9 protein-coding genes are annotated in these 12,189 nt (G+C 41.8%); 3 read left to right on the top strand and 6 right to left on the bottom strand.

The window, feature by feature from the left end; all coding sequences use genetic code 11:
• Window positions 1–852 carry an anti-sigma factor gene (locus K2F45_RS11825; RefSeq protein ID WP_248933667.1) on the top strand — a complete coding sequence of 284 codons (852 nt, stop codon included), beginning with the start codon at window positions 1–3 and terminating at the stop codon, window positions 850–852.
• 109 nt (window positions 853–961) lie between these two features.
• On the opposite strand, the gene K2F45_RS11830 is transcribed toward K2F45_RS11825, so the two are convergent.
• From K2F45_RS11830 to K2F45_RS11855, 6 genes are all read right to left on the bottom strand, one after another.
• Window positions 962–1,795 carry a ferritin-like domain-containing protein gene (locus tag K2F45_RS11830; protein ID WP_201671054.1) on the bottom strand — a complete coding sequence of 278 codons (834 nt, stop codon included), beginning with the start codon at window positions 1,793–1,795 and terminating at the stop codon, window positions 962–964.
• Between the two features lie 20 nt (window positions 1,796–1,815).
• A complete protein-coding gene (locus K2F45_RS11835) occupies window positions 1,816–2,541 on the bottom strand; it encodes a ferritin-like domain-containing protein (RefSeq protein WP_075992375.1) in 726 nt (241 codons plus the stop codon).
• A 247-nt stretch (window positions 2,542–2,788) separates the two neighbouring features.
• Entirely contained in the window at window positions 2,789–3,787 is a 999-nt protein-coding gene (gene msrB / locus K2F45_RS27560) for a peptide-methionine (R)-S-oxide reductase MsrB (protein WP_248933668.1), read from the bottom strand.
• 341 nt (window positions 3,788–4,128) lie between these two features.
• Complete coding sequence (locus K2F45_RS11845) at window positions 4,129–5,928, bottom strand: chloride channel protein (protein ID WP_248933669.1); 1,800 nt, start codon at window positions 5,926–5,928, stop codon at window positions 4,129–4,131.
• A gap of 132 nt (window positions 5,929–6,060) precedes the next feature.
• A complete protein-coding gene (gene nhaA, locus K2F45_RS11850) occupies window positions 6,061–7,236 on the bottom strand; it encodes a Na+/H+ antiporter NhaA (RefSeq protein WP_248933670.1) in 1,176 nt (391 codons plus the stop codon).
• Window positions 7,220–8,677 carry an alanine/glycine:cation symporter family protein gene (locus tag K2F45_RS11855; RefSeq protein ID WP_248933671.1) on the bottom strand — a complete coding sequence of 486 codons (1,458 nt, stop codon included), beginning with the start codon at window positions 8,675–8,677 and terminating at the stop codon, window positions 7,220–7,222. Before K2F45_RS11855 ends, nhaA begins: the two co-directional genes overlap by 17 nt.
• A gap of 498 nt (window positions 8,678–9,175) precedes the next feature.
• Between K2F45_RS11855 and K2F45_RS11860 the strand changes: the two genes are divergently transcribed.
• Together K2F45_RS11860 and K2F45_RS11865 are read left to right on the top strand one after the other, a co-directional pair.
• Window positions 9,176–10,024 carry a mechanosensitive ion channel family protein gene (locus K2F45_RS11860; protein ID WP_248933672.1) on the top strand — a complete coding sequence of 283 codons (849 nt, stop codon included), beginning with the start codon at window positions 9,176–9,178 and terminating at the stop codon, window positions 10,022–10,024.
• 74 nt (window positions 10,025–10,098) lie between these two features.
• Window positions 10,099–12,105: a BCCT family transporter gene (locus tag K2F45_RS11865; RefSeq protein ID WP_248933673.1), complete on the top strand. Its 2,007-nt coding sequence runs from the start codon at window positions 10,099–10,101 to the stop codon at window positions 12,103–12,105.
• The last annotated feature ends 84 nt before the right edge of the window (window positions 12,106–12,189 follow it).

Below are 12,189 nucleotides of genomic sequence, written 5' to 3' on the forward strand. Positions count from 1 at the left end.
TTGGATATCGAAGCTTACATATCATCTGGGATTATTGAATCGTATGTATTAGGACTCGCTTCCGAAGAGGAAGTCAGTATCCTGAACTGTATTCGTAAAAATAATTCCGCAGTGGATGAAGCAGTAATCGAAGCTGAAAAAATGCTCGAGAACTTGGCTGAGATCCAGGCGGTGGCAATGCCTATTTCCCTGAAGGAAAAGATCTGGGCTAGGCTTGAAGATGAAAACCTCGTTGGGAAGAATGATGCAGCAGATCTTCCTCCCACGGTGATTACTTCATCGGATGAATATGATACGTCACTACCAAATTCCAGCACTGAAGAGCAGACGGCTCAGATGGCATCGCTAAGATCTTATGGGTGGGCAATCGCAGCAAGTGTTTTGCTTGCGCTTAGTGCTGGTGCAAATCTATTCTTTTATCAGCAGCAACAACAGGATAGACAGATGCTTGCTCAAACTAATACACAACTAAATTCGGAGCAAACTGCGTTAGCTGTATTGCAGGACAAATGGGCACTCATTCAGAATCCGGCCATTAAAACGATTTCTTTAAAAGGGGTTGAGACCAAACCAGATTTGCACGCACTAGTTTACTGGGACCAGCAATCTAAAGCAGTATACTTGAGTCTTGAACATATGCCCGTTCCTCCCAAGGGTAAACAGTATCAGCTCTGGGCCATGGTAGACGGACAGCCGGTCAGTGCTGGTGTATTTCCGGTGGCTGCCAGCAATCAGATGGCCAGTAAAATGCTTGATGTTGCCAAAGCGCAGGCCTTCGCCATTACGTTGGAGGATGAAGGTGGGAAACCTAGCCCTACGCTAACTGAGCTCTGCGTGATGGGAAATATTTAGCACCTTATTCTCTTAAATTTTTTACTGTGGGTCATGTTTTAATAGCACGAAAAAGCCCCAATTTGTAAACCAAACCGGGGCCGTTTTCACAGGTAGATTAAGACTTTTGTTAAGCTTTGATAAATAAACCTGCAATATTAAGTACAGCTTCTGCGGTTAATGGCTCATCAAAAGATTGTGTTGCTGCACTAGTTGAGATTTTGCCCATGGAGCCAGACAGCGAAGTTATGTCAACGCCTGCTTGCTTTACATTATCTTCACCTGCATAAATAGGATCTACGACGGCACCGATACCCGTATCGTTGGATCCCGTAATCCAAGGCTTTTGATTTGCAGCACCACCGCCGCGTGCGCGGCGCATCTGCCGGATATGGGAGGCATGCCTGGCTTCGACAGAGTGAATCTGTAATGCTGCAGTAAGAACAACGCGGTTGCCAAGCAAGATGCCTGCCTGTCCCTTATATGCTCTCACTCCGGTATCTTCAAATGCCTGAGCAACCGCTAAAAATGTATCATAATCGCTAAAGACATTTCCAAATGTGCCGCCAGCGGTGAAATCAAATGTCGGCTTTGAAACAGCCTTACTGCCCAATACCTGTTTTAGAAAGTTCACGTGAGCTACCTCATGATCCCGTATGGTCGTAATGGCTCCAAGCGGTTTGCCCGAGGGGATGAGTCCAGCTTTTGCAACTCCCATGGTATAATATTCTGCTTCTAAATATTCGAGGGTCAATGCATAATTTAGGACACCATTTACGTCCGTTGGAGCTGTGGCACCATAAGCTTTTTTGAAAAGTTCACTAACGAAAAAGGGTAGTGCTGCCAGCGTTACTTTTTTACTCATGGAAGCTAGATTTTTAATTGCTTCACGACGTGGGCTGATGCGATCGCTGAACTCAGGATCTACAGCATTTATTTGTTCAAAAACGTTTAAAAGATTCATGATAATTGAGTTTTGGGTGATTAATAAGTGGGTAGATCCGATACATCGATTTTCGATTTGATAAACGGTGCCGCAGCGCTCAGTACGACACTGGGGCTTTTGGCAACATCAAGACCATTGGAATCGACAACTTCCATATTGGCAAAACTGCCATTGTCTATCATGTCACGTACCCAAGCAGCATGCCGCGCTTCGACCGAAACGATCTTGCCTGCCAATAACAGGTAATTAGGATCTTTAATAAGCCATCCTGCACCGTTATATGCTGAAACGCCCAGATCCTCAAACGTTTTGGCCGTTGCCAGGACATTTTCCCGGCTATTGAAATTAATACCCGAAAGATTTAAATCAAGGCTGGAGATTGCTTTGGCACCCAGTGCAACTTTAAAAAATTCGCGATGGGCAATCTCATGATCACGGATATCGGTAAAGAATGCCTTTTCCATATCTGTCATGCCAGCGTAGGGGTTATTGACCAATTGAATATAAAAGGCGGCTTCAAGCTGTTCGAGTGCGTATGCGTAGTTGAGAATAGCAATATCGCCACTTCCAAAATATAGACCCTTACCACCATTATCCATATCGTCATCATGATCTTTTTTACAACTGGACATACCAAGGATGGCTAATGATGCAGCGCTAGCGCCTGCAAATTTTAGGAAATCCCTTCTGCGAAGATCCCTTTTTTCAATTTCGCTATTGGAATGCAATAGTGAATCATTGTGGGGCTTTGTTGTCTTTTCCATAACAAAAGTCTTTAAGTTTTATAATTTTCTGTACTTATAACCATTTACGACTTTTTGGATAGCTTGGATTTCATCATTCTATTTTTTTTTAATTTTTTTTTTTTTTGGATGTTTTAGCTGTTGTAAATAACGATCGTTTCACATGTAAGCCGATCGCTTATTACGGTACTGCTCGGGATAGCAGCGCACAAAAAAACTGATGCAGACTTGCATCAGTTTTTGCTAAGAACCATTTATGCCATACCATTTACTTCTTGGCTAGCAAGGGCAAATATTTTCCATAACCCTTGGCTTTCATTTCTTCTTTAGGCACAAATTGGAGAGAGGCACTATTGATGCAATAGCGCAGTCCCCCTTTGTCAGCAGGGCCGTCATCAAAGACATGTCCTAAGTGAGCGTCGCCAGTTTTACTACGTACTTCCGTGCGGCGCATGCCGTGAGAATTATCCGCGAATTCTTCGACTAAATCTGGATTGATCGGTTTGGAAAAGCTGGGCCATCCACAACCTGATTCAAACTTGTCGGTCGAGACAAATAGTGGTTCACCGGTAGTAATATCCACATAAATGCCATCTCTGAACTCATCATTGTATGCATTATCAAAGGCACGCTCGGTTGCCTGATGCTGCGTGACATCATATTGCAGTGGTGTAAGTTCTTTTTTTAATGTGCTTTGGTCTTTTCTTTTATAAGTTTGCTGCGAGGCTGAATCTTTGGCGGGAGAAGGATTGGCTTTTCGTGCCAACTCGAATAATTCCGGATCAATATGGCAGTAGCCGCCTGGATTTTTGTCGAGATATTTTTGATGGTATGTCTCAGCGTCGTAGTAATTTTGTAAGGGTTCCAGTTCAACAACTATTTTTGCCGGATATTTTTTGGCCAGTTCGGCAAGGCTTTCCTTGATAACCGGAATGGCTGAATCGCTTGTATAGTATATGCCGGTACGATATTGTGTTCCGATATCGTTTCCTTGCTTATTGAGCGAGGTCGGGTCAATAGTCTTTAGGAATAAATCTACGAGCAGCTTTAAGTCAACGACTTGTGGATCGTAAGTGACTTTGACAGTCTCGGCAAAGCCCGTTTTTCCTGTGGAAACCTGCTCATAGCTTGGGTTTTTTAGATTGCCATTGGCATAACCAACTTCGGTAGCGGTCACTCCACGGACCTGCTTAAGAAAATGCTCCGTACCCCAAAAACATCCCCCTGCAAAATAAATAACCTGATCTTTCTCGCCAGTAGGGTTCATAGCTTGTTTTTTAATTATTTTGGAATCATTAGTTTTCTGTGAAAAGCCAAATTTGCTGAGCATAAATAAGCCTAATCCTAGTAATAATAATAAAAATACCTGTTTCATAGCGTTTCTCCATTCTTGTTTTTTAATATACGATGTAAAGATCCAGATCGGTTTTAATCAATTTAAAATTGAGGATCTTTGCTTCGTTATTGATAAGATATGTCTAGAGATGGAATTCCATAAACATCGATAGAGAATTTTTAGACAGCGGTACTTTTTTACCTGAAGCAGACAATACAATACAGTTGCCGAAAGAAATCTATTGTTAAACTTAATTGGACGGTTATTGTTTCCTATTCGAGGTAATGCCCTTGGCGGATTAGCAGTGCCCGGTATTTATTGAATACACTAGATTTGGATACAAAGCCCAGATATTTTTGCTCAGGTCCAAGCACCGGAAGGATCCAGGTGTCTTCTTTGTTCATTTTTGACATCACAGATTCCATACTTTCATGAATAACAACGATATCATTGGGCTTTTGAGCCAATTTTTCAAATGCTGTATCCAGACCATCCAATTCGCTAAGTAGAATCGAGAATAAATATTCGCTGTTGACTAGTCCGATGAATTTGCCATCATGGCTCACAATGGGAAATATATTTCTTTTGCTATGAATAATATCGTGCTGCCTAGATTTAGGGGTTTCATCAGGACGCAGAATCACAAAGTTCGTTTCCAAAACGTATTTGATGCGCATCATGCTTAATACGGAACGATCTTTATCTTCATAAGAGATCAAATCACCTGATTCTGCGAGCACCTTGGTATAGATCGAATGCTTGAGCATTGTTCTATTGATGAGGTAAGATATCGAACAGACAAGCATCAAAGGGACCATCAATGTGTAGCCACCGGTCACCTCTGCAATAAGGAACATACCGGTCAAAGGCGCATGCATAATGCCGCTCAGGGCGCCGGCCATACCAGCTACAACAAAATTAGGAACGTTCAGCTCTGCAAGCCCTGTCAGATTGATCCCATAAGAAAATGCAAACCCCAAGAGTCCTCCCATTACCAAGCTTGGACCAAAAACGCCACCATTGCCACCTCCATTAAGAGTAAAGAGTGCGGCAAATGATTTTCCGAAGAGTGTCAATAGCGTGTATCCAAAAACAACGAAGCCGATATTATGGTATTCGGAGAATAAACTATTTTTGACAATTGCGTTGAACTGCCCATTCAAAATTTGCTGTATGGTCAGATAGCCCTCGCCGTATAGCGCAGGAAATATTAGGATCATCAGTCCCAAAGCAACACCGCTCACCCATACCTTGTTATAAGGATTTTTGATTTTCCGAAACCATTGGTTTACAATAACAGATACGCGCGCAAAATATACGGTGTATAAGCCTATCAGTACAGCCATTAGCAGGTAGAAGAATAAGGCGGATACCTGCCAGTAGGAATTAAAGTTCGTAAATAGGGGTTCACTGTAGAGCAGCCGCGAAACCACTGATGCCATTGCAGAGGAAATTAGCAGTGGAATAAAAACAGGAATGGAAAATTCGGGTAGCAGAATTTCAATGGCAAAGATCATTCCTGCCAAAGGACTATTAAATGCACCAGCAATACCTGCAGCTGCACCGCAGGCCAGTAGCATGGTCACTTCTTTATATTGTAATCCAAAAAAACGCGCAATGTTTGAACCAATAGAAGATCCGCCCAAGGCAACGGGAGCCTCCAAACCACAGGAACCTCCAAATCCGACAGTGATCGCTGAAGTCACCACCTGTGAATAAATATTACTGGGATCCAGTCGGCTTCCTTTTCGGCTGATCGCATAAATAATCGGCGTTATACCATGTTCTATCTTTTTGCCTTTGATAAATTTTCGGACAAATAATACACTCAGCAGAATACCGATCAACGGAAAAACCAGATACAAAGAATACTTTAGTTTCCAGTCAATATCGTTCTGGATACTTGTCGCAATAAAATGAGTCAGTCTTTTTAAAACGGATGCCATGAGCCCGCCAACAATACCGACCAAAAAGGCCAAGATGATGATAAAGTTCCGATTCGAAACTTTTCTCATACGCCATTGGTTGATATGGTCTATTTTTTTATAGAAAGTCTTTTTAAAATTTCCCATTTTTGAAATATTCAGCACACTAACTTACGGACAGATGAAGTAGCGTGCGCCAATATAGTCATTATTGCAAGCAAATAATTTGTATCGTCTTATAGTAGGTATTAATACTAACGTATTGTTACATAAATAGGCTTATACACGACTTTTTTTGCCGAACACCGACAATACCAAATAACCTAAAATTCCCGCCAGCAGTGAGGTCAGCAGAATCGATAACTTCGCTTCATTGATATGCAGCGCGTCGCTGAAGGACAGGATGGAAATAAATATAGACATCGTAAAGCCAATTCCAGCCAATAAGCCTACACCCAGGATATGTTTGAATGAGCTTCCTTCCGGGAGACTACTAATCCCCAGTTTAGAGCAGACAAAAGTCATGATTAAGATACCCAACGGCTTGCCTAGTAATAAGCCAAGGCTAATACCCAGGCCCATCGGAGCGACCAATCCTGTAAGCATCTCGCTTTCAATGCTGATATTGGTATTGGCAAATGCAAATAGGGGTATAATAAAAAAATTGACAGGCTTGACAAGCGCATGCTCCAGACGTTCTAAGGGCGACTCAACATCTGAATCATTGGTCGGGATAGTCATCGCCACCATCACACCAGCAATAGTTGCATGTATACCCGAATGATGAATAAAATACCAGATAAATACACCTGGTATCAGATACAGATAGGGGTTTTGTATATTCATGCGGTTCATGACAAACAGAATAACCATACCGATACCTGCATACAGTAAGTAGGTGGTTTCAATACCTGAAGAATAGAAAAAAGCAATCACCAAAATGGCGATCAGATCGTCCACGATAGCCAAAGCGGCCAAAAATACCTTTAAGCTTGCTGGAATCCGTTTACCTAGCATACCGATTACGGCCAATGCAAAGGCGATATCTGTCGCCATGGGTATGCCCCAGCCACCTGCTGTCGCCTGCCCTGAATTGAAGCTTAAAAAGATGAGCGCGGGTATAATGGCTCCACCTATAGCGCAGAGGATCGGGAGCGATGCTTGTTTGGGCGAGGAGAGTTCGCCTTCCACGATCTCACGCTTGATCTCCAGTCCCACGAGCAGAAAAAAGATAGCCATTAATCCATCATTGATCCAAAGCAGTGTGCTATATTTTAAATGTACAGTGTCAGAATCGAAACCAACGGGTGTATCCAAAAATGATTGCAGCCCAGGACCAGCTGCGGTATTGGCTACGATGAGGGATAAAATGACGCAGATAAATAATAAAATGCCGCCAGCGTTACTTGACTTGAAAAAATTTTTGAATACGGTAAGATTAATCAATTGGCTCATCGTGTTGCGTGTTCTTTTTGGACCATAGGTCCATGTTCGGAAATTGAAATTTGGAATTGTCGAATACAGGGTCTTTCTTGGACCTTTGCTGCTCTCGATAGTCTGTATAGATGGCGACAACTTTTTTGTGAAGCAGGAGTATTGCAATCAGGTTGAGCCAAGCCATGAGACCGACACCAATGTCGCCCAGGGTCCAGGCAGATTTGGCTGTACTGATACATCCGACATAGGTAGATCCTAATATGAGCAGTCGCAGAATCCAGATAAGTACGGTTTTATGTTGTTTTTTTCGGCTAACGAAGCTGATATTGGTTTCGGCAATATAGTAATAAGCCATAATAGTCGTGAACGCAAAAAAGGCCAATGCCAGCGCGACGAAAGCATTTCCAATGTTGGGGAAATGATGGGACACAGCCTGTTGGGTGAAAGCTGGTCCCATTTCCGTTGCCGGAAGATGTTGAACGAGAAATCCTCCGGCTGGATTTTCAACATTGTACTGGCCGGTAAAGAGAATCATTAAAGCTGTGGCGGTACATACAAACATGGTATCCACATACACCGAAAATCCTTGGACCAGGCCTTGCTTGATCGGATGGGATACTTCTGCAGCGGCTGCTGCATGTGGTGCTGTGCCCTGGCCGGCCTCGTTGCTGTAGATACCCCGTTTAACACCCCACGAAATTGCCATGCCGGCGATAGCGCCGAAAGTAGCTTCCATGTTCAAAGCCGATTTTACAATCAAGGCGATAACGCCAGGGATCTCCGTGAAGTTGAGGGCAATAATAACTAAAGCCATCAGAATATAGGCGCCCGCCATAAACGGCACAACATATTCGGCAACGGTGCTGATCCGCTTTACTCCACCGATGATAATAATCGCCAGTAGCCCGGCAATAGCCAATCCGGTGATACTCGGCGACACATGGAAAGCGGACTCTACCGCTGCGCTGATACTGTTGCTCTGCACACCGGGCAATAAAAATCCGGTACTGATGATCGTCACGATTGCAAAGGTCCAGGCAAAAGTCTTGGATCGTAATCCTTTCAGGATGTAGAATGCAGGTCCGCCCCGATATTCGCCATCGTTTACCTCCTTGTACATCTGACCAAGGGTAGCTTCGACAATGGCCGACGCACTACCTAAAAACGCAATTACCCACATCCAAAAAATAGCGCCCGGCCCGCCCATAGCAATCGCTGTAGCGACGCCAGCGATATTGCCTGTGCCAACGCGCCCCGAAATAGCAAGCGAAAAGGCCTGAAACGAAGAGATGCCTTTGTCGGAACTGCTTCCATTAAATAGCAATCGCACCATTTCTCTTATCTGCATAAGCTGCGGGCAGCGAAATCGTACCGTAAAGTAGATGCCCGTCAGCAGACAGAGGTAGACAAGAGCATCACTCCAGATGATATCATAAATTTTATTGATTATTACGTCCATGTTGTATAATTGAATTCGTAGGCTGGCTAAAAGTAGGGAAAACCAGCCAAGGCTGCTTTAAATATCGAATAGATTTTGTTTATCTATTATGAATGTGTTATATGTATTATTTATATACGTGTAGGATTGTGTGTTTAAGGTGTTTTCGTGTTTGAAATTTTTCCTTTAATGATCAATTTATGTCGGACAATTTTTTTTACGGATCACCAAAATCCACCGGTGGGAGTATAAAGACGAGTACTTTTGCACTTTCTCGCCCGGATAAGCAATTGCAGGAAGGAGATATTTTGGTAGTTTATGGTTACAACCATCATATCAAAGCGTTCCCCCTAATGCTATCTTTAATGATTTCGACACTGTTTTTGGAAAGCGTTTTTTAACAAACAATTAGGCAAACTAATTGTTGAAATTATAATCATTGGTATATTAATTTGTGATTATAACAATAAATAAATATATTAAGCCCTACGCCTTACAGTTTTAATAAAATATAACACTATGAACAATTTAGAATTGAACGACGTCCAGCAACATTGGAATAATTTTATTTCCTCAGCCATTGCCTGGGCACCACGTATTATTACTGCCGTAATTTCTGCTCTACTGATATATTTGATTGGATCATGGATCATTCGACTGGTCAAGCGCATGATTGATAAGGCTTTCGAACGCCGGCAGATGGATGTCTCCTTGCAGCGGTTTTTAAGTAATCTGATCAGCTGGATTTTAAATATATTGTTATTTATCGTTGTAGTCACACAGTTGGGCGTTCAAACCTCAGCATTTGTTGCCATTATTGGAGCTGCAGGTTTAGCCATAGGTTTGGCCCTGCAGGGATCTTTATCCAATTTTGCCGGTGGAATACTGATCTTATTATTGAAACCTTTCCGGGTAGGGGATTATATTACGTCTAGTTCAAATGTTTCGGGTACGGTCACCGAAATTGATATTTTCAATACCAAATTAAATACGCCTCAAAATCAGCAAGTGGTAGTTCCCAATGGGGTATTGTCTAATAGCAGCATTACAAATTTTACCCAGTTGGGCACACGCCGTACTTGGTTCGATATTGGTGTGGCTTACAACGCTGACTTAAAACAGGCGAAAGAAATTCTGATGGAAGTGGCTCGAAATAATGAATATGCTTTTAAGGAGCCAGCTCCGCAGGTTGTGGTAACCGAACTTGGCGACAGCGCAATTAATCTTTCGGTGCGTGTCACCACGTCAAACGAAAACTTTTGGACCATGCAGGAACAGTTGATTATTAATTGTAAAGAGGCATTGGATCAAGCTGGTATTGAAATACCATTTCCACAAAGGGATATCCATATTCGCAGTAATGCGTGATTTGTGCGTAATAATGCATACGATAAACGTAATAATTGGTCGAAAGACCATATTGTAAACCAAATTTAATTCAAGTGATCTTGTCAAAATCGACATTTAATAAAGGAATCATTATTCCAAGCCTGCTCTTCATTATAGGGGTTTGCCTGCTAGCTGTGTTTTTTCCAACGTTGACGGTAAGTATTCTAGATACAATAAAACAGCTTATCTTTGTGAACCTCAATTGGGTATATGTCTGGGCTGTGACACTTTTTGTCATTTTCCTGGTTTACCTCATGTTTAGCAAGTTTGGTAATATCAAGCTCGGAAGTAACGACAGTAAGCCAGAATATACCTTCTTTTCTTGGATTTCTATGTTATTTGCTGCAGGTATGGGAATCGGATTGATGTATTTCAGTGTCGCAGAGCCGATGCAACATTTTTCGACCGAGGCTTTTGCCGGTAATCACTATATTAATCGAGCCAAAAATGCGCAGCTGTATACTTTTTTTCATTGGGGTATACATGCTTGGGCAATTTATGGTGTGGTCGGTTTGGCATTATCATATTTTGCATACCGCTATCGGCTTCCGCTTTCACTTCGTAGTTGCTTCTATCCTTTATTGAAAAACAAAATCAATGGAAAATGGGGTAATGCGATTGATGTATTTGCACTTTGCAGTACATTTTTCGGTATCACGACCACGTTGGGGTTCGGAGTGGTTCAAGTAAATGCTGGCTTGCAGACCCTGGGTCTAGTACCCGATAATAATTTTACCTATCAGATCATGATTGTTGGCGTGTTAACGATGTTGTCTGTTTTATCTGCCACCTCAGGGGTCGATAAAGGTGTAAAGATATTAAGTAATATTAATATACTAACTGTTATTATCTTGTTGCTATTTGTTCTTTTCCTTGGACCTACGGTTTACCTTATTGGCAGTTTTACAGAAGGAATAGGCAATTATGTAAACAATTTCTTTAGTTTGACTTTTGATACACATGTTTATGACGAGGCAACATTACCCTGGTTTTATAACTGGACGATTCTATACTGGGCCTGGTGGATATCATGGTCTCCCTATGTGGGGCTGTTTATTGCTAAAATCTCCAAAGGGCGGACCATTCGTGAATTTATTGCTGCGGTACTTATTATTCCGACCATATTTAATTTTATTTGGATGTCTGTTTTTGGAAATAGTGCCATGTGGTTTGATATTAATATCGCTAAAGGCGCTTTGAGTTCTTTAGCAGATAATCCAGATGCCTTGATGTTTCGATTTTTAGACTACTTGCCTTTATCGGAAATTGTCAGTTATCTGGTTATCCTTATTATTATTATCTTTTTTGTGACCTCGGCTGATTCGGGTATATTTGTTATGAATAGTATTGCTACTAAAAATGCTCCAAAGTCTCCAAAATGGCAAATGGTTTTTTGGGGCGCTTTGTTGGCCATCTTAGCGCTCATGTTGTTGAACACGGGTGGACTGCAGGCATTACAAACTATGACACTTATAACAGCATTGCCATTTTCAATTATCATGTTGCTTTTTTGCGTCAGTTTGGTAAAAGCATTGACGATTGACCGAAGTTATTATGAGCGTGATTTTTCGGTGAGTACTGTGCCTTGGTCGGGCGAATTTTGGAAAGATCGCCTGCAACAGATTGTTTCTTTTAAAAGCCGTGAGTCGGTTGATGAATTTATGAGGAGTACAGTGAAGGCAGCGTTCGAAGATTTGCAGGCTGAGTTTAAGGAGAATGGTATTGAATCAAAGATTCATGAGTTGGATAAACCAAATCGGATAGCGATTGAAATTCGTCACGACCTAATCAACAATTTTATATACGGGGTAAAGAACCAGTTTAAAGTGGTGTCGGATTATGTCGTCGAAGAAGAAAATCTCCCTGATATAGCCGATAAGAAAACTTATTTTCCGAAATCTTATTTTGGAGATGCTCGTGAGGGTTATGATATTCAGTACTTTACAAAAAATGAGCTGATAAGTGATGTTTTGAAGCATTATGAGCGCTTTTTAGAAATAATTTCAGAAGAAAAAAATGAAATGTTTATTAGCAGCAATGCCAACAAAAATCTGAGATGAGCAGCCGAAAATATTGATCTTTTTAAATTAAAACGTATAGATTGTGTTCCGATCTGTTTTTAGCATTGTTAGAAAATACGTTCG

This window comes from Sphingobacterium siyangense, assembly GCF_023277505.1.
Taxonomy (GTDB): domain Bacteria; phylum Bacteroidota; class Bacteroidia; order Sphingobacteriales; family Sphingobacteriaceae; genus Sphingobacterium; species Sphingobacterium siyangense.